Genomic DNA, 20367 nt, shown 5'->3' with positions numbered 1-20367 from the left:
ACTATGGAAGAAGAGGAGAAGTCTGTCAGCAGATTGGTGGACAAGATAAAGGAACTGTCCACCTTCAATGAGATTGCGAAACTTCTCAACTCCTCGCTCAATCTCAGGGAAGTGTTGAGCCTCGTGATGAAACTGATTGCAAGTCTCGTGAAGGCGGAGGCGTGGTCGGTCGCCCTTGTGGATAGGGAAACGAATGAACTCGTGTTTGAGGCGACAACCGGGGAGAAAAGCCAACAAATCAAGGAGATGAGACTGCAGATGGGGCAGGGCATTGCAGGATGGGTGGCCAGGCAGAGAAAACCGGCGATCATCCAAGACGTCAGTTCTGACCCCAGATTCTTCTCACAGGCCGATCAGGCCACCGACTTCAAAACGAAATCAGTCCTCTGTGTCCCTCTCATTTCAAAGGGAACCCTGGTCGGAGTCGTTGAAGTCATAAACAAGCTGGGTGGGGATCCTTTCACGGAGAACGACCTGGAATTGATATCTTCCCTTGTGGACCATGCCGCCGTGGCCATCCACAACACCGAGCTCTACGACCGGACGAAGAAAAAGGTGAAAGAACTTTCTCTCTTGTATGAGGTAGGCGCGGCAATCGCCTCAACTCTGGACCTGGAGGAAATGCTTAACAAGGCGGCCCACCTCATACAGATGAGTCTTGACTCCTGCTATATTGCCATCTTCCTGAAGGAACCGTCCAAAGATGAAGTCGTCCTGAAGGCATTCTCGGGATCGAGTGAAATATCGCCCTCTAGAACTAAGATCAGGCTGGGAGTGGACGGTCTGATTGGATGGTCGATGGTCGGAAAACGGTCCATTCTCGTAGAGGATGTGGAAAAACAACCTCGATACCTGAAAGGAATCGAAAATATCAAGTCTGAACTGGTCGTTCCTCTCCTGAAAGAAGGAAAAGTCCTGGGCGCAATGGATATGGGCAGCGAGATTCTCGGAGCTTTCACACAGGAAAGTATTCAGCCCATAGAGCAATTGGCCGGCCAGCTCTCCATAGCCATTCAGAACATTACACTGTATGAAAAAGTCGGAGTGCTCGCTGTTACTGACGACTTGACCAAACTGCACAATTCCAGGTACTGTCAGATGTTTCTTCAGAAGGCTGAAGCACTGGCCAAAACAAGCGGCAATCCTCTCTCTTTGATATTCTTAGATGCCGACTACTTCAAGGAGATTAACGACACCTATGGTCATCATTTCGGTGCTGCTGCCCTGATTGAGCTAGCCGATAGGATTAGGGAACTCTTAAGAGAAGACTATGTCGCGTCAAGATATGGCGGGGATGAGTATATCATAATGATGCCGAACACAAGTCTTGATGAGGCGTTAGAGTGGGCAGAGAAATTGAGAAAACTGGTTGCTGATAAGCCCTTCTTAACGGACAAGAACGTAAGCCACAGTCTCACCATTAGCCTGGGAGTTGCGACCTATCCCGGCTCTGCCGAAACGGCATGGGACTTACTGGTCAAGGCTGACAAGGCCATGTATCATGTGAAGGACACGGGGAGGAACGGCGTACACGCCGCACCCGGGATAGACGCCCAGTCAGAGTCCTAGGGCACCCGATTCCCACCAGGTCCACAATCGAGTGCACGATTCAAAAGAGCATCATCTCCTGAAAAGCAAAAAGATGATAGAAAAACTGGACAGCAAGCAGAGAGATGCAGTAGAGTTAGACGAGTGCCCGCTCCTTGTTGTAGCCGGCGCGGGCCCTGGGAAGACGAGCGTAATCACCAACAGGGTTGCGTACCTGATTGCCTCAAAGCAGGCAAAGCCGGAAGAGATAGTTGGGCAATAATATCCCACATTCACTAAAAGAAATAATCAAGCATCACAAATTCCCCCATCTTCTCCTACTTGAGGCCTCCGCTGGCTCAGGCAAAACGGAGGCCCTGGCTAAGCGATACGTATGGTTCATACTCGCCGAGGGAAAGGTCCCACACAACGACATCTCAAACATCCTTGCCATCACCTTTACCAAAAAGGCGGCCAGGGAGATGAAACAACGCATTCTGGAACAGTTGAAAAAGCTGGCCCTAAGTAAGCATGTGGCGATCTTCGAAGAAACCGTGGAGCAACTGGGCATCCCACCTGAAGAACTACAGTCTCTTGCCGAGGCCAATGTTAGCAGGGTCATCGAAAGATATTCCGACTTCCAGATTCAGACAATCGACAGCTTCATGGCTCGAGTGGCCAGATCTGCTGCACTCGAGCTGGACTTACGACCGGATTTTGAAATCACCATGACATACGGCGAGCTTCAGCACTACTCAATAGCACTAATGTTGCGGCAGGTTGGGTCAGGGCGAAGTCGGGAGATTACGGCCATGATCGATCAGTTCTTGGATTTGCTGAATCAGTTGGCCCGACCAAACTTCATATGGAATCCCGAGTTAGAACTAGAAAAGAAATTCAGCGAGTTCCTTGGTGTGGAATCCAAGGAGATCGGTAATCTTGTCTTTGAGGACCGCAGAAACGAAATCCAGCAATGCCGAGAAACCATCTCCCAAATCTATGAGGCAGTAAAAGCTTTGCCTCTGCCGAAAAAAGAGAAATATGTGGAGAAGTTTGACAACGTCCTCAAGAGAGGAAATATCGGTGAGATCTTGAGGAGAACGTACAGCCAACACACAGTTCCGGTTCGGAAGGGGAAGGGTTCCGAAGATGAAACGGAACTGTATGAGAGTGCAGAGAAGGAATGGCTTGGCCTGATTCCGGTGGTTGGCAGGTTAGCCACCTTTGACTCTTTGTCTCGCTGTCATGCTTACGGTGAGGTCTATCGCGAGTTCAAGAGTATGCTGCAATCGGTCAAACTTCGAACTGGGGTCCATCACATAAGCGACATAAGCAAGATACTCAACCAATATCTAGATGAAGCGATCGTTCCGGAAATATACTTGGGCTTGGGCCAGAGGCTTTACCACTTTCTGATAGATGAATTTCAGGATACGGATCCTGTACAGTGGGCCAGTCTTTCTCCGCTGCTGTACGAAAGTCTTGCGAAGGATGGCTCGCTATTTCTAGTCGGGGACCTCAAGCAGGCTATCTATATGTTCCGCAGGGCCGATTACCGCATCATGAGGGGACTGGTGCAAGAGGTCAAGGGAGAGATCTCCTCTTATCAATGGCTTCCACCCAGCGTCCGGAATTCTGCCTGGGTAGATACGCTGGGCAAAAACTACCGCAGCGGGGAAGTGATTCTTCAATACGTGGAGGAGGTTTTCAAAAACAACCTGAAAGATGTGCTCGGGAAAAAGGAGTTCCAGAGGGATTTGACCGGGCTTACCGATTTCGTACAGGACCCGACACCCAAAATGAAAGGGAAGGGCTATGCCCGGACAATGCGGTTTGTCAAGGGAGCAAAAGAAGAAGATGAGGCAGATACTGCCCCTGAGAGAAAAGCATTGCTTGGTATCATCAACGATGTCCTGAACAGAGGCTACCGCCACCGGGACATAGGGGTCCTGGCGGCCAAGAATAGGGAACTCGCGATGATCGTCGACTGGCTGATCACGGCCAACATACGTGCTTCCGCTTCCAGCTCGCTAGATATCCGTAAACGAAAAATCATAAGCGAGATCATTGAACTCTTGAAATTCCTTGAATCACCAGTCGATGATCTGGCCTTTGCCAATTTCATACTTGGCGACGTAATGGCCAGGGCGGCAGCCAGCCGCGGCATCAAACTCGATTCCAAAGAACTGCACCAGATGATTTTGGACAAGGGAAACACGGGCAGGGGTTATCTGTATCAGACCTTCAGGAAACATGCCGAATCCAATACTCTGTGGGAGGAATACTTCGAAAACCTGTATCAAAAGACCGGATACTATCCGCTCTATGATCTTGTCTCCATGGCACTGAGGGCTTTCAGAATCTTTGACAACTTTCCCGAGGAGTCTGGATCTCTTGTCAAACTCCTGGAGGCAGTCAACATCCTTGAATCCAAGGGCAAAAACAGTATTCAAGATTTCTTGGAAGAGACCGCAGACGAAAAGACCGAACTCTTCAACCTGGAGCTCCCGGAGTACGCAGATGCCGTCAGGCTTATGACCTTTCACAAGGCGAAAGGGCTGGGTTTTCCGGTAGTCATCAACATGATATACGAATCTCGTCCCCCCAGCAATTCAACTTACTATGACAAGGAGGGAGAGAAGATCAGGGTCCACTACATTACGAAGGACTTGGCGAAGAAGAGTCCTGATCTGGCCAAGATCTACGAACGCCGCGTAATCGATAATCAGATTCAGCATTTGAATACCCTTTACGTGATGTGCACGCGTGCGAAATGGGAACTCTATAATTTGGTGATCTTGAGCAAGGAGAACGGTTTACTAGGTACCTTGTTCAAAGAACGTGAGCTGGGGCAGAAGACCGAGAAAGAAAAACAAGATGAACCGCCTCTTCCTTCTCCGACACCTGTGAAGCTCAAGCACGGCACAGAGCCCGACAAAGAATGGGGACGAGACGAGGGCTGGTCCTACACCCGCTGGGTAGACGCAAAGAGGGGCGAAGTTTATCACAAGATACTAGAGACCATTGAATTTCTCTCAGGCCCATCGGGGAAAAAGATGACTGACATAATGGATAGATGCCCGGCAATTACACAGACTCCATTCGATTCAGAGCAGATAAGATCCGACATTGAGAGTTTTCTCTCTTGTTCTGAAGTGAGAGGTTGGTTTGAACCACTGCCCGGCAGAACCGTTTTCCGCGAGAAGGAGTATGTTGATAAGTCTGGAAACCTATACCGCATGGATAGGGTAATAATCGATGAGGATGAGGTGACTGTGATAGATTTCAAAACAGGCGAGCTAAAAGACTATTCAGAGCAACTGAAGAAGTACATGCATGTTCTTGGTGAGATCTATCCCGATAGGAAGGTGAACGGATATGTGGCTTATGTGGATAGCAGTAGGGTGGAGGAGATAAAGTGAACGAGGCTATCCTGATAGACAAGGGCGGCGACCTGATTGGGCTGACCGAGCAGACACTGCTTTCGTCCAAGGGAAATTTGAGCCGGTGTCTGGTAATTTTTCCCGGCCGAAGGCCTGGCCATTTCCTGCGAAAGGCGCTGGCCAAATCTCTAGGTGCCGCGTTTGCCGCTCCTGCATATTATTCCATAGATGATTGGGTGGAGCAAACCTACCGCGAATTGGGCTACAGCGATATACCTCTTATGGATGTGGATGGGGTGGGTTTGCTCTATAAGCTTCATCAACGAAAAGGGATGCCAGGCACAGCGAAGAAGGCCCTTCCGCTTGATGAATTCATGCCATGGGGCTACAGGCTTCTCTCTGATTTCGAGGAATTGAAGATTGAGGAGATTGAACCAGATGCGCTGGGCAGAATGCAGGTTCTCGCCGAAGAGCGCCTTCCGCCCAGAATCCAGGTGGTCTTGGCAGATCTGGCCGGACTGTACCAAAACTTCTATGAGAAATTGGAGGCGAAGGGATGTTCCACCCGTTCCATGCGATACCAGAAGGTGGCTCAGGAGTGCGGGCGCTTGAACTTGTCCTCTTATCACAGGATTCTGCTGGCCGGGTTCTTTGCTTTGACCAAGGCTGAGAAGAAGATTTTCCAGGCGCTTTTGACATATGACAGTACCACTCTTCTTCTCCAGGATGGCCCCGAAATTAGCCAACTGCTGCGTGGATTGAATCTCGACCTCAAGCGCGTTACGGGAAAGAGGAAGAATCCAGAAGTCCACTACTACAAAGCCCCCGATGCTCACGGCCAGGTAATGAGATTGAACCAGACTATCAGGCAGAGCTCAGACCGTGACAGCCAGGTTGTGGTGCTACCGGAGTCGGGTACACTCTTCCCGGTGGTTCGTCACACACTACCTCTGTTGGGCAAAGACTGGAACATCTCGATGGGGTTCCCGCTTTTCAGAACACCAATCTATGGGCTTCTGGCCACCCTCGACCGGACCATGGACAGCAGGACAGAAGGGCGCTATTTTCTGCCTGATTACCTGAGGCTGGTACTCCACCCTTACATCAAAAACCTTTATCTTAATAAGGCCAGCTACCCCACCCGAATCCTCTTTCACACGGTCGAGGAGGTCCTGGGCAAAAAGCAACGGCGGTTCATCAGCCTCGAAGAGATCGAGAACGACGAGCAAATGATCTCAGAGACATTCAGAAGATTATCCGGGGCGGGCGTGAAAGCCATCGACGAGAAGGTGATTTCCCAACACCTGAGAAGAATACATCAGGTTCTGCTCAGGTCGTTTGAGGACCTGTCGAACATAGGCGAGTTCAGCGAGCATCTGTTGGAACTGATATCCCTCATTTCCCTGGAAAGCCCGGCCAACCGGCACCCATATACCTCAAGATTCATCGAATCTTTGATAGGAGCACTGGGAGAGCTCCGTCTGTCGGATATCGCAGATGAGTCCTTTGCCGATATCAGCGGCTATTTTGGCATGCTGGAGAGTTATGTCAGAGGCATCAGGGTGCCATTTCCGGGAACTCCTTTGAAGGGGTTCCAGATAATGGGATCCCTGGAGACCAGAAATCTGGGTTTTGATACCGTCTATTTCATGGACGTGAATGAAGGCGTGATACCCGCATCCAGAAAGGAAGACACCCTTTTCCCGACCGCAGTGCGCGAGGAACTCGAGCTTCCCACATATCGACAGCGCGAGCACATGGCCCGGTATTACTTCGAGAACTTGATCGCCAGCTCCCAGGACGTCCACATTTTCTATCGGGAAGATGAGGGCCGCGGGAAAAGCCCTCTGGTCGAGCGCCTCATCTGGGAGGAACAAAGGGAAGCCAACAGTCTCGACCTGCAGAACCAAAACATCGTATTCTTCGAAAGCGTGTTCAGCCAGAAGGACCCAGAACCGGTCAGAAAAGATGCAGCCGTCATTGCCAAACTTGCCAATATGTCTTTTTCGGCCTCAAAGCTCGACAGGTATCTCAAGTGTCCTCTTCAATTCTATTACGAGTATGTGCTCGAACTGAGTGGGAAGGCCGAATTGAGCGAACAAGTGGAGCAGATGGAAATCGGCAGTCTTGTGCATCATGTCCTAAAGAACTTCTTTGAGACCAAGAAGAATAAGCCCCTGAAGATCTCTGCCAGGGATCATAAAGCTATTTCTGACATGTGCGACAAGGTGTTTGAAGAGACCTTTGGCGAGGATTTGGGGGGGAGTCTATATCTTATCAGATCCCAGGCCAAGGTCAGGCTTCGAGATATCCTCGATTATCATCGTGCGCAATACAAGGGGTCCGTAATCCTTGATTGCGAAAGAATATATTCTGTTCGACTCGAAATCCCCGGTCTGGGAATGGTGAACATCAGAGGCCGGATGGACAGAATAGATAGAAAAGAAAGTGAGACGATCATCCTGGACTACAAGACAGGGACGACAGCGGTGATACCGTCTTCAAAGAAATTCTCCCTTGAGGAAAGGAGCGAATGGCATAAGACTCTGCGTTCGGTGCAACTCCCGCTCTATTTGCTCCTCTTTTTGTGTGAAGATCCGCAAAGCAGTGTGACTGACCTTAACACTGGATTGATGATCTTAGGCTCGAGGAACATCAAAGAAGAGTACTTGTTCGAGAATGGAGACGATAGGCAATCACTGTACAATCAATATCGGGAAGCCATATTTCGCCTGATAAGGGAGATTCTGGATCCCGAGCATGAGTTTAATGACACGGCAGACCCAGAAAGGTACTGTAGATACTGTGGCTGCAAGGTGATATGCGGCAGACAGTGGGTGGCAAGCAGCTGGTAGCATGCTGAAGATATGCGATGTTGAAAACACGAAATTACGAAACTACGAAATTGCGAAATTGCCTCACACGACACCAACCCTCCGAACATGCCCGGGTGAACCGATGTGAGTGAAGTCAGACGGCCGCGACCTTTTTCTCCCTCCCTGGACGGGAGCTCAAAAGGTCCATGCTGTCTCGGGCAGCATGAGGCATTTTTAGTCCCAAGGGTTTCAAGGGAGGAGTGAGAGGGAGGGTGTGCGTAATTGGACGTTGTCCCTGTTCCGTCCATTGTACTCTGCAATTCGTACTTTGTACTTCCTGTAGGGAGAGAGGGCGGGACGGCTGGATTACTCTCCTCCGTCGGCTTCCGCCGACGAAGGACGAAATATACCTCACGCCTTCGTACTAAGGCATGGGCCTATTTCGTTTTTCGCTTTGACTGCTGGTGTCAGTGTGGTAGAGTATCGAAGGCAAAGGCCGGAGTGTGAATATGGATATAGAGAAGCTACTGGTTGAGAACAAGAAGAAGATGGATGAGAGGATTTTCTCTGCGCTCCCTTCGAGCCACGATGACCCTGAAATAGACAACCTGTATGACATGATGCTCGACTATCCAAGCAGGAAAGGGAAAGGGATAAGGGGAACCCTCTGTCTTCTCTCCTGCAAGATGCTAAACGGGAACCCCAATCTGTGCCTTGATACTGCCGTTGCAATAGAGCTTTTTGAGAGCTGGGTCTTAATTCACGACGACATCGAAGATGGTTCTGACATGCGTAGAGGCGAACAAACTCTCCATCTAAAGCACAGCATACCTCTTGCCATAAATGCTGGGGACGCGTTGAACAACAGGATGTGGGAGATTCTGCTCAGAAACAGGGAGGCTCTGGGAGAAGAAGTCACATTCAGGATATTTGGAGAGTTCCTCCACATGATCAATCAAACCACTGAGGGGCAGCACATCGAATTGTCTTGGAATCAGAGTAACAGGTTTGACCTTGACGAGGAGAGCTACTACTCGATGTGCAAAAAGAAGACTGCATGGTATACGTGTATCTCACCTCTCAGACTTGGAGGCATAATAGCCGGCGCAGATGACGGACTCCTCGACTCCATTCAGGAATTCGGAATCGATATGGGCTTAGCATTCCAGATTCAAGACGACCTACTCAACCTAATCGGCGACGAAAAGAAGTATGGAAAGGAGATACATGGAGACATTCGAGAGGGAAAGAGAACTCTGGCTTTGATTCACGCTGTGAAGAACTGCGGACCAGATCTGCGGGAGAAACTGAAAACGGCAATAAGCAGGCCCCGGAGTGAAATGACAGAAGAGGATGTTCAGCTCGTACTGCATATGATGAACAAGTGTGGTTCGATTGACCATGCCCGTCAGAAAGCACGCGAGTTCGCCCGCAGTGCCAGAGTCAAGTTTGATGAGGTGTTCTCGAATGTCCCTGAATCAGATGAAAAACAAACGATCAGAGACCTGATCGACTTCGTAGTGTCGAGGGACAAGTAGAGTGGTCTGGGTGGCAATAGGTCTGTCTCTTATCGTCTTGCTTGCTGTCGTCTACAGCATCTACGACAACAAAAGAACCTGGCAGGAGATGCGGCGGGCCAGCGGTGAAGACAAGGCAATGCTGATGCTCCAACAACAGGTGAGCGACACCGCGAAATCGCTGAATCAGGCAATCGCAAAGATGTCAGAGCAGGTCAGCAACCGGCTTGTGAGTGCTACAAATATTGTAGGTGACTTGAAAAGAGGTTTGGGGAAACTGGAGAAAGAGACGGAGCGGATATTGGAGGTGGGGAAGGATGTCAAGGAGCTGCAGAACATCTTCCGAGCCCCCAAGTTGAGGGGCGGCTTCGGCGAATTCCTTCTCGGCGATCTGCTTGGCCAGATCCTCATGCCTGAAAACTTCGCACTTCAATACCGGTTCAAAAGTGGGGAGAGGGTGGACGCGGTGATCAAGCTGGGGGAGGCCATGGTACCAATAGACGCCAAGTTCCCGCTGGAGAACTTCAAAAGGATTACTACTGCTGAAAATGACGAAGAGAGAAAGAGACATAAGAAGGAGTTCGTGACCGATGTGAAGAAGCACGTGGACGCAATCCGAAAGAAGTACATATTGCCTGATGAAGGAACATTTGACTTCGCCCTGATGTACATACCCGCTGAAAACATCTACTATGAAACCATAATCAAAGACGAACAGCTGGGTGAAGACAAGTCACTCAATGCTCACGCCCTTGCCCAGAGAGTGATACCAGTTTCTCCAAACAGCTTATATGCCTACCTTCAGGCCATAGTCCTGGGGTTGCGGGGGATGCGAGTCGAAAAAAACATAAGAGAAGTTCTTGACAACCTGAGACATCTCTCGCAGGAATTCGTCAAGTTTTCAGAGGACTTTCAGAAGATTGGAGGACACCTTTCTCACGCCGGCAAGAGTTTTGAGAACGCAGACAGGAGGCTAGGCAGGTTCACAGACAGACTGGAAACCATAACCTCCATAGAAGACAAGAGCGAAGCAGAAAAGCAACTAGCTCACGGAGAGAAAAGTGACTGAAGATGAACTGAAGAAACAAGAAGAGGAATTCTTCAAGATAGCGAACGGAGTGATGGAAGAGGCAAAAAAAAGGGGAGTCACCCTGAGGCTCCTTGGGGCAATCGCATTCAGATCGCACTGCCCCAAATACAAATTCATGCAGTACTCTCTGGGGAGAATACTGACTGACATAGATTTCGCGTCACTCTCAAGAGAGGCTCCCAAAGTGCAAAGGCTCTTCCATGACCTGGGATGCTCTGAGAACGAGATGGTGATGAAACTGTTCGGGAGAGAGCGAAGAATCTTCTATTATCCCAACTCACAGATTCACTCGGACGTCTTCTTCGACAAGCTCAAATTCTGCCATGATATCGATTTCTCCAGAAGGCTCACCGTTGATTATCCAACAATCTCCGTCGCAGATCTTCTTCTCGAAAAACTCCAGATCGTCGAGATAAACGCGAAGGACCTGATAGACTCGGTGATGCTCTTCCGCGAACATCCCGTAGCGGGGACAGACGAAGAAGCCATAAACTCAAGATACATCTCGGAGCTCTGCTCACGAGACTGGGGCCTGTGGCGCACTGTCACTGGAAATCTGGGCAAACTGAGAAGTTTTCTTCCGAAGTACATCAAGGTGGATGCTGATAGGCAGCGGGCGCTGGACGGAATAAGCAGTCTCGAAAACGCCATCGGCTCCAAGGAAAAGAGCCTAGTCTGGAAGTTGAGAGCTAAGGTGGGGGAAAAGAAAAAGTGGTATCGCGAAGTGGAGGAGGTTGAAAGAGTATAGACTAACGGCGCGCCCACCAGAGTAGCACAAGCCCGCATCCAGCGAAGAAAACATTGTTCACCCAAGCAGCCAGAACTGGCGGCAGAGATCCATAATAGCCCAGCGCTTTCGCTATCTGTATGAAGCCCCAGTACAAAAAACTTATGAGAAGGCTTCCAGCGAATCCTCCGGCAGCACCACTTCTTCTGATGCTGGCAGCTATGGGCGCACCAAAAAGGACTATGACCAGATTGATAGCCGGAAAAGAGAGCTTCATGTTCAGCTCAACAGTCTCCTTGAGAACGTCCTCTCCTGCTTTCTTCTTCTCCCTGACATATTTTCTCAAGGACCAGTAGGACATGTCCTCAGGCTTTTCCCTGATCTTGCTGAAGTCCTCGGGAGTTTCCCTGAGCTCGGGCATCACAATCTCACGATAGCGATTCACAGTCTCTGGATTGAACCCTCTAATAACAGCGTCTTCGAACTTCCATCCCCCATCGGTCCAGACTGCTTTCTTCGCATCCATTCTCTGGACTATGGTAGACTGGGGACCGATCTGCAGAACGACAGGTTCAATCAGTTCTTTCTTTCTACCATCGAATATCTTTGCGAAGTACATGCGTCCGCCCGAGCCAAGGAAGAACATATTTCTCCTGTACTTGTAGTCAATAGCTGGAAGCTTGTCCAGTTCCACCCGTTTTATCCTGTCATTTCTCCTGTTCGCGACCGGGGCCAACCCTTCTTCTATTCCGAATACTGCAAGGCTAAGCACAAATCCCACTATGATGAGCGGCCAGAGTATCCTGTTGACACTGACCCCCGCAGACTTGATCGCCACCAACTCGTTTCTCCTCACCATGATGCCGAGAGTAAAGAACAAAGAGAGGAGAACAGCCATGGGCAATAACAGTGCGACGATAGACGGCAATTGATAAAAATAATACTTTCCTATCGCTATTATGCTTGCCTTCTTGTCGATGAAACCCGACAACTTCTCGAAAAGGTCGACGACACAGTAGATGAAAACAAACGCAAATAGACTGAGAAGCACGCCCTTCATGAATTCTTTCACGATGTATCTATCAAGTATTCTCATGTCTTTTGTAGACCCTTTCGACCAGGTGAATGAGTCTCCCGACCCATCTCCACTCCACAAATGGAATTTCCCTTTCTACATGCACAAAAAGATACATGCCGACCAGAAGAAGCAGAACATTGGGACCCCACATCCCGACGAAGGGCGACAGTATGCCCCTGTCGGCCAGTTCTTCGCCGGAAACCAGACCTATGTAATAGAGAACAAAGAATAGTATGGCAACACCAAACCCTACTCCGGCTCCTCCCCTTCTTGCAACAACCCCCAGCGGAAGCCCCAGCACCACAAAAACAACACAGGCAAAAGGGATGGAGTATTTCTTTTGTATCTCAACCAGGTAGCGGTTCCTCTCCCTCTTCTTCCCTTCAACCCTCCGCATTTCAAGGTCCCTCTCACCAAGAGCTTTTGGAGAACCGTCCGTCTCATATTCTTTCACCTTTTCTAATGAGGCTTGTATCTTCTCATTAATTTTGTCGACTCTCTTCCTCATTGCAAGCGCAGACAGTTCCCTATCACTCCGGTGCGACCTCTCCTTCCTTGTCAGCTTAGCGTCCACCTCCATGTTCAAAAGGTGTTTCTCAAAAGAGAGAGTCCTGTAAATCCACAGATCAGACTGGTCAAGTTCGTGGATCTCACCGTTATAGAGTTCAAGACTGAGAATTGTCCCATCTTTACTCGACTGCATTCTCCCCGCCGGAGCAGAAACTACCCTCAGCATACCAGACTTTGTCTCCCAGATGACAATGTTAAAAAGCCTCTGAGTCCTCTGATCAATCTTTTTTATCAAAGTGTTATACCCGTCCATGGCAGACATGAAGACACCCTCTTTGATTCTGAAGGCGGGTTTCTTGCGGGCAACATCTATCATCAAGTTTTTCACCTTGTGATTCGACTCGGGTAGGATTCTGTTGTTGAAGGAGACCATCAGTAGTGAAAGAATGAAGGATGCAATCAGAACGGGAGTCATGATTGAGGCGAGCCTGATACCGTTTGCCCTCATGGCTACGATCTCCTGATCATGGGACAGCCTTCCGAAAGCCATGAGCACAGCTACTAGTACGGCCATCGGGACGGTGAGGGCAATTATGAATGGCAGACTCAAGAAGAAAATCTCAGAGACTATGACGACGCTTAACCCTTTCCCTATGATCATGTCCACAAGCTCAAATGCTCTGTTCATTATCAGTATGAAGGTGAGGACGAGGAGCCCCAGGAAGAAGGGGCGAATGTGCTCTTTCAGAATGTATGAGTAGAGTATCCGCATGGTGTATAGAGTTTAAGACCGCAATAGGTTCAAAACAAGATTTTTTTCACCCCTGGAAAATAGAAGATGGAATAGAAAGCCCACGTTGCCGTAATCAATTCGCGGTTTGTAGTCAGTAGGGGCGTAAGGCCTGTCCGGGCCGTTTCACGGCCTCCTGAGAGGAGTCGAAGGGCTATACGCCCCTACAGATCACAAAGACCATAGGGCAGGGAAGCCCTCCTTTGCGCGATGTAGTCATGTAGGACAGGCATTCAGGGGGCCCTTCGGCCTTCCCTTCCGGCCTCCCCGTGTCTCTCGCTTCACGAGAAACGAGGGGACGTGAAACGCCCGGCCGCCGAACGGCCCGGGCAGGCAGGCCCCGTGTGTCTCGCTTCGCGAGAAACGGAGCAGGCAGGATGAAAAATAGCCTACCCTGTCTACCGACAGTGTGACTCTTTTTCAGCTACGGAGGGCAGGCCACGCTTCTACATCGTCGGTTTGAGTGTCTCCATTTTGCATTTTGAGTTCTGCATTGAGTTATTTATGGCTCGGTCTAGCCCGGCATGGCGCTATTTCAATTGCCCCGTAGGGGGGCCGTAGGGAAGCGTCCCGTGGCATTCCTTGAACAGTCTCCCGCTGCCGCAGGGACACGGCTTCTCAGGCTCAAAACCCATGTAGACCTGTTCGTCCGGATCTCTTCCATAGGGGTCCTCTTCGAACCAGAACCTGCACTCTTCGAATGCCAGCTCAGCAATTATGCGGAGCTCCGGGTCCGGGTTCCTGACATAGTCCTCAAGCGGCTTCAGAGCTTCCCAACATCCGTTGTGGGCAAGAACCATGAGCACGGTTTCCTTTCTTCGAATCGGTGTGCTTCTGTCAAGCAACTCCCTGCCCATCCGGATCAGTTCCTCTTTTGCGAGGGCCTGATAGTCTGCCGGAAGTGTTTCGTGAGAACCAATATAGCGCTTGTTCGCGGCAAGAACCTCTTCATCCTCGCCGTTTATCGCAGCCACTTTTGGCTGCAGTGTTCTTTCAGCAGCTTTGAGCAACCTTTCAAGCTCAGGATCAGAGAACTCATAGCCGCCGTTGTCGTCAGCTTTGCCCTGATTCATCTATCCTCCTTAGGTTGTTGGAGATTGACAGTCTATATCGTCTGCTAGGTTTTTCGTCCCGCAATGCGCTCCCTTCGCCTGCGGCTCAGGACTAATTTCCCTAGACTTCGCCCCTCGATAGACTCCCTCCGACTTCGCGAAGGACAGGCGGGGCTACGCTCGGGATCGAGACCCTCTAAGCTTCGACTCCGTCTCAGCAAGAGAGACTAAGCAGGACAATACTAATTCACCTCCTCTCTCTAGGAGATAATCCTGTGGGGAAATACTGGGAGGGGACTAACTGTGAGACCGCAACGCACAATAGGTGCGGTCCCTTGCTCACATCATGTTAAGCTAGACTATTCTGTTTTTCGCTCGGTCTATACTGAACAGTGTCGAAGGACCCGTCGTGCCAGTCCTGAGAGTAGTCGAAGGAAGTTTGTCGAACGATTAGTTTCTTCTCAGCTCAAAGTTCTGGATCACTGACGCGCCGTCCAGAACTACAACTGGCGAGGAAACGGTTAGATAACCTTGTGCTACTACGGTTATCACATACGTTCCCGGCGGCAGGGTAGTCTTGTAGATCCCATTTCGGAGGTCGCTGGCAGTTGCCGGAACAGCCGTGCCAGGGAAGGTTATCATTGCTCCAAGGGGCAACCCTGTCCTTGCATCCGTCACTCTGCCCGTGACGGTGCCTTTGGCAACATGCTTCCTCTTAAGAGAGATGTCCCTGAGTATGGTTCTTCCTTCAGTCACATCCACAGGAGCTTCAAACGACCTGTAACCATCCTTTTCCACATGGAGCCGGTGTATTCCGACAGGAAGCGTTAGCCTGTAAATACCTGTTTCAGGGTCACTCACCACGCCTCCCAGAGATGGGTCGAGGGGAAACGTTATCTCCGCTGCCAGCGGCAAATCCGTCTCTTCATCGGATACCTTGCCGGTCACAAACCCTTGAGGCAGCACTACTGGCTTCTGGCCCTGGGGCGTATAACACCCCGCAGCAACCATTGCCAAAAGAAACAGTACGACAAGTACACGTCCCTCTGGTCTCACCATCTCTTCACTCCTTTTCACTTTCCCAACCAAACCGCTACCCATATGATTTTAAATCGCAAAACCCTCCAGGTCAAGCCTAATCCGCAATCACAAAACCAGCATCAACGGAGCACCATGCCAAGTAAGGATTCCAGGGTTGCAGAGTTCAAAGGTTCAAAGATTCAAAAGTTCACGCCCGCCCGCCCGGGCCGTTCGACGGCCGCTCGTCTCACGGGGTCCCCATGAGAATGCACAAAAGTCGTGCAGGCAACCAACGTGAGCTGCACGCTTTCTGTGCCCGCAACCTTGAAGCCCGATAGAGATGCTCCACTGTAACCTATTGCAGCAAAGGAACATAAAGAAAACCTTCCAACCTTGGCACGACACTTGATTATTGACTCTCATGGATGCAACTCACATAAGGAGGTCAACATGCGGTACACAGCTACGAAAGTCATTCTTCTCTCACTCCTGAGCTGTTTTCCAATTGGCCAAACGGCACAGGCATTCATGCGTCATCCGCCACCCATGGATTTCTCTGGAAGTTTTGAATTTGGTCTACACAGCATCGATCTCTCCGGTGTGAACAGAGAGCTTTCAAAAAACGGCGCGGGCGCCTTCGACGACGTGACCAGGACCGTTGGCGGTTCTGGCTATTTTCGGCTGGGCAAACGAATGCTCATAGGCGGTGAAGGTGCTGCATTCTGGCAGAGCGCAACAGGTCCGGATGCCATGGCGAAGATTCAGGGCGGATATGGGTTTCTCAACCTGGGAGTTGTCCCTGTTGCAACCCGCAGCCTGATCATCTACCCTCTGATCGGTATCGGCGGAGGAGGAGTAAAGCTCCGAGTTCATTCAAGGGACTACTATGATTTCTATTTTGGTGAAGAGATTCTTCCGGAGTGGGAGGAGCCCGGGTTCGGCGCCTTTGCACTCAACTTCTCCGTGGGCGCCGATTACAGACTGAAACTGATGGAGACCAGGCGAACCGTAGGAGGAATCTGTCTCAACATGAGAACAGGCTATATCTGGCTCCCATTTGAAAGCAACTGGCAGGCGTCTGGTTTTGACATTTTCGGATCGCCCACGGCCACATTTGCCGGCACTTATGCGAAATTGGGTATTGGAATATGGAGCAGCAAAAGAACACGGTCTCGAAGGCGCTAGTTGCAGTCTCGAAACCGAACAACTCATCGCCACTAGGCAGGAAAGGCTCTCAGTTCCTTACCCCTGTACACTGCTTCTGCAAAGTTGATTCTCCGCATCTGCGGTTGAGTGGCTATTTCCTCAAAGTAGTGTGCTGAAAGACCCGCCAAGCGACCGTATACAAACAATGCTTTTGCGACAGAAGAACCCAGTCCCATGTCTGCTACAATTGAACCGATGACTCCATCAACATTTATAGGAAGACTCATCCCCCTCACCTGCTCAAAAACGGTGCTCGCTATTTTGGACACGGCTACACTGTCCCCTTCGACTTCACAATCCTGGGCAAGTTTCCACAGGGCATCCCGCCTGGGATCCTCAGTGTGAATACGATGGCCCATCCCCTCGATGCGCCTTCCCGCCTTGACATATTCGCTCATTAGGGAATGAGTTGCCTCTTCAATTGGAATCCCTTCTTGTCGCGATTTCCCCGTGCAGTGTCTGAAAAACTCCGCAGCCTTTGCGCCCGCTCCACCATGCACGTCTGTTATCGCGCCGATGCCATGCGCAACAGCCACTTCATAGGTCGCTCTGGTTGAAGCAGCTATGATCGTTGCCTGTGCAGAGGGCGGAGTCACCCCATGGTCAACACTCGCAACTATCATCGCCTCGAGCATACGGGCATACTTTGGATCAGCAATGTCCTTGCCGGACACCGCCCTGGACATAATGGATGAGAACGGTTCATCCGCATCTGCTCCGTCCAGCGCGGACTCTGTGCACAGCCTTCTAGCCAGGTAGCGTGCAAAACGGCCGATAGCAAAGACTGCCTTTTGTACAGGGCCGTCTTTGCCGGCCTGTGGAAACTGAGCCACGTGCCTATCGAGTAGAAGAAACGCGGCAAGAGTCTTTGATATGTCGTCTGAATCCAACCACGAAATACCAGGCGCTTCAATCTGAGATGCTTCGAATGCTCTCTTTCTATGTTTCTCCAGAACTTCTTTGTTAGGAAGTTCGCCTTTGATGAGTAGATGAGCCGTTTCAAGAAAACTCGCCTTCTCTATAAGATCCTGGAGAAGGTATCCTGAAACGATCAGGGTGTTGGGTGCAACCTTCGTGATGAGAGTACCCCACCCCCGCTTCCTGGGTTTAGCCTCCCATATCTCTCTCATTTTCTCATAATATCTCTCAATCTGAAAATACTTCTTACCCTTAAGCTTCGACTTCACCACATCTATTAGCTCATACTGGCTGTTGACCACATCTATGCCCGCTCCTTCAAGAGCCGCTCTTTTTGATTCGAAGGTTCCATATGCCTGACCGGGTGAGACTATTGCGCCGGCGTGGCCCATTGTCTTGCCTTCAGGAGCATGTCTTCCCGATATGATTGCAACGAGAGGTTTGGAGTAAAGGTGCCGGTTCTTCTTTATGTCCTCTGCAAGAACCTCCTCCATATTCCCACCAATCTCTCCTGCCAGGACAACCAGTTCAGTGTTTTCATATCCCATGACCAGCGGAACGACCTTCCGGAAGGTCGACCCAATTGCACCGTCGCCGCCAATTCCCAGAACAGCATTTTGTGCGATGCCGGCACTGACAAGAGCATCCGACATGTGATAAAGGATCGCACCGCTGCGCGAGACTATGGTGACCCCGTGCGGTCCAAAAACGTCAGGCGAAGTTTCCTCGGGATAGAAGACATTGGGCAGCATCCCTATCTTTATCCCTTCTGGAGGAAATATGACGCCGGGCGTATTTCCTCCCAACAAAAGAGTGTTCTTTCTTCGGGCGGCCACGAGGATATCTCTCACATCACGAAGAGGAATTCCCTCGGTGATAAGAACCACGACCGGTATGCCCGACTCAATAACCTCAACTGCCGCATCTTTGGCCGTCGAATAGTGCCGCCATATGCTGGCAGCAGCAATATTGGGATGTTCCTCCAGGCAGTCCTTGACAGTATCATAGACCGGAATCGTCTCGTGGATTCTCGTACCACCCCTGCCGGGCGCAATTCCCGCGGTTACATTCGTACCAAACTCCTGCATCAATCCGGCGTGCCTCGTTCCCTGTGCGCCCAAGCCAACGACTACCGTCTCAATCGTGCCCGACTTTTCAATAGTCCGGCCAGTATCAGACCTTACTTTGCTTATCAGGTAGTGAAACATACCTTTTTCAGCAGGCAGCCTCTTCATCACATTTCCCGTTCCAATCTCCCTTCGTGTGGGGACCCTCGCATTTTTCAGCGGGAAGCCCGTCGGGCCTTGAAGGTTTTCTCCAGTCCCTCTCGTATCACCTCTGCCATTATCTTCTGATTGCCGATTATTATGTGCAGATCTTTTAGTATTTCAGGCATGTCTGATCTGGCCTTTTCCAGGTACGCGTGAGCGCTGGGAAGATCAGTGCCCACCATTCTCCCGTATACCGGAAGAACCCGCTGTTTTTTCTCATGGCGTTCTTGCAGACACTGGATGAGCCCCCGGATAAAAACGTCACAGCTTGAGATGCCACCAAATCTGGAGGTGATGACCACATCCACCATAGAATAGTCCATCAACAGATGGAACATCTCAGCAACCCTGCCCTGGGGAGGTCCACCACCTGAATCCATGAAATTTACCGGCACCACCTTACCATCGAAGTATTTTCTGCCAATGTTTGCCACCTCATCTATTGAGAATATGCCATATCCCGCGCCGCCTGGAACAATACCAACGTACAGTTTTTCCGGATCCTTCTTTACATCTTCCTGAAGCAGATCGACATAGGGAAACCCGGCTGCCATTGCCCGCTGCTCATTTTTTGTGGGCTCAGCCACATCGTGTCGCCTCTCGCTAAGCCCTAGCATCTTGAAAAGGTCAGCCTGTCTGTATAAGGCGTTGTCATCAAGAACCAGCTTTGCATCAACTGCCACAAGGCCTTTCTCAGTTACAAGAAGTGGATTCACTTCGCAGACTTTGGCATCATACTTCTGGTAAGTTGCATACAGACTGGAAATGGTATTGCTCAGACCGTCAGCAAGGCCGGAGTCCCCAAGACCTTCGGCAAGCTTTAGAGCTAACCCACTTGCTAGCTCTGGAGGGAGTTCTCTGTCGTTGCCGGTCAGTTCTTCCTTGATGATAGCTTCTGGCTGGCTCTTGGCAACCTCTTCAATATCCACACCGCCTGATGCACTCACGATCACCACATTGTTGAAGCTTGAAGGGTCCATGGTCGCACCGATGTAACATGCGGCCTTCTCTTCAAGGCACTCTTCAACAAGAATTGTCTCAATAGAATAGTCCTTGATCTTCATTGACAGAAGAGCTTCGGCTACTGATTTTGCCTCAGCCAGGTCCTTTATTCTCTTAATTCCACCTGCCTTGCCCCTTCCACCAACAAGAACCATTGCCTTTAGCATAAGGGGAAACTCCAGATCCAGGCCTTCCAGGTCCTTGACAGAATGTATTACCCCATACTGTCTGGGAACAGGTATCCCCATAGTTTGAAAGACCTTTTTGGCTTCATACTCATAAAGCCTCATTGACGATCCTCCAATGCATGGACCTCACAATTGACGGAGGGGCATTCTACCACCTGCCTCGCGCTCCGTCAACCTGAATTCCGGCGATCGGCACCAGGCTAACAACTTGTTCAAAACGTTCAACTGTTGTTCAAGGTTGTTCAATGTTGAACCACGTTGAACGTTTGAAC

The 20367-nt window shown here is 50.4% G+C and carries 14 protein-coding genes; 8 read left to right on the top strand and 6 right to left on the bottom strand.

The features are described 5' to 3' along the window. Positions 1–3 precede the first annotated feature (3 nt). The 7 genes from E3J62_09675 to E3J62_09645 all read left to right on the top strand — a co-directional run bounded on the left by E3J62_09675 (position 4) and on the right by E3J62_09645 (position 11081). Positions 4–1569 (top strand): diguanylate cyclase, encoded by a 1566-nt coding sequence (locus tag E3J62_09675; GenBank protein TET44665.1) that lies wholly within the window; start codon positions 4–6, stop codon positions 1567–1569. Between the two features lie 73 nt (positions 1570–1642). Continuing rightward, complete coding sequence (locus E3J62_09670) at positions 1643–1810, top strand: ATP-dependent helicase (protein ID TET44664.1); 168 nt, start codon at positions 1643–1645, stop codon at positions 1808–1810. Continuing rightward, a complete protein-coding gene (locus E3J62_09665) occupies positions 1800–4949 on the top strand; it encodes a hypothetical protein (GenBank protein TET44663.1) in 3150 nt (1049 codons plus the stop codon). The genes E3J62_09670 and E3J62_09665 overlap by 11 nt, the downstream gene beginning before the upstream one ends. Then, entirely contained in the window at positions 4946–7765 is a 2820-nt protein-coding gene (locus E3J62_09660) for a PD-(D/E)XK nuclease family protein (protein ID TET44662.1), read from the top strand. The genes E3J62_09665 and E3J62_09660 overlap by 4 nt, the downstream gene beginning before the upstream one ends. 470 nt (positions 7766–8235) lie before the next feature. Continuing rightward, a complete protein-coding gene (locus E3J62_09655) occupies positions 8236–9264 on the top strand; it encodes a polyprenyl synthetase family protein (protein TET44661.1) in 1029 nt (342 codons plus the stop codon). A 10-nt stretch (positions 9265–9274) separates the two neighbouring features. Continuing rightward, complete coding sequence (locus E3J62_09650) at positions 9275–10312, top strand: DNA recombination protein RmuC (protein ID TET44660.1); 1038 nt, start codon at positions 9275–9277, stop codon at positions 10310–10312. Next, a complete protein-coding gene (locus E3J62_09645) occupies positions 10305–11081 on the top strand; it encodes a hypothetical protein (protein TET44659.1) in 777 nt (258 codons plus the stop codon). Before E3J62_09650 ends, E3J62_09645 begins: the two co-directional genes overlap by 8 nt. A 1-nt stretch (position 11082) precedes the next feature. Here E3J62_09645 and lptG read toward each other — a convergent pair whose 3' ends face one another. From lptG to E3J62_09625, 4 genes are all read right to left on the bottom strand, one after another. Then, positions 11083–12156 carry an LPS export ABC transporter permease LptG gene (gene lptG, locus E3J62_09640; protein ID TET44658.1) on the bottom strand — a complete coding sequence of 358 codons (1074 nt, stop codon included), beginning with the start codon at positions 12154–12156 and terminating at the stop codon, positions 11083–11085. Continuing rightward, the gene (locus tag E3J62_09635; GenBank protein TET44657.1) at positions 12143–13420 is read right to left on the bottom strand and encodes a YjgP/YjgQ family permease; all 1278 of its coding nucleotides are present in this window, start codon (positions 13418–13420) and stop codon (positions 12143–12145) included. Before E3J62_09635 ends, lptG begins: the two co-directional genes overlap by 14 nt. 548 nt (positions 13421–13968) lie before the next feature. Beyond that, the gene (locus E3J62_09630; GenBank protein TET44656.1) at positions 13969–14511 is read right to left on the bottom strand and encodes a hypothetical protein; all 543 of its coding nucleotides are present in this window, start codon (positions 14509–14511) and stop codon (positions 13969–13971) included. A 429-nt stretch (positions 14512–14940) separates the two neighbouring features. Beyond that, entirely contained in the window at positions 14941–15591 is a 651-nt protein-coding gene (locus E3J62_09625) for a PEGA domain-containing protein (GenBank protein ID TET44655.1), read from the bottom strand. Between the two features lie 369 nt (positions 15592–15960). Between E3J62_09625 and E3J62_09620 the strand changes: the two genes are divergently transcribed. Beyond that, positions 15961–16695, top strand: a complete 735-nt coding sequence (locus E3J62_09620) for a hypothetical protein (protein TET44654.1) — start codon at positions 15961–15963, stop codon at positions 16693–16695. Between the two features lie 32 nt (positions 16696–16727). Here E3J62_09620 and E3J62_09615 read toward each other — a convergent pair whose 3' ends face one another. Continuing rightward, complete coding sequence (locus E3J62_09615; protein ID TET44653.1) at positions 16728–18869, bottom strand: hypothetical protein; 2142 nt, start codon at positions 18867–18869, stop codon at positions 16728–16730. A gap of 47 nt (positions 18870–18916) precedes the next feature. Then, positions 18917–20212: a hypothetical protein gene (locus tag E3J62_09610; GenBank protein ID TET44652.1), complete on the bottom strand. Its 1296-nt coding sequence runs from the start codon at positions 20210–20212 to the stop codon at positions 18917–18919. Between the last annotated feature and the right edge of the window lie 155 nt (positions 20213–20367).

This window comes from candidate division TA06 bacterium (assembly GCA_004376575.1).
Taxonomy (GTDB): Bacteria; Hydrothermota; DG-26; order E44-bin18; family E44-bin18; genus E44-bin18.
The sequence above is the reverse complement of the archived record's forward strand: the minus strand, read 5'-3'. Positions and strand labels throughout refer to the sequence as shown.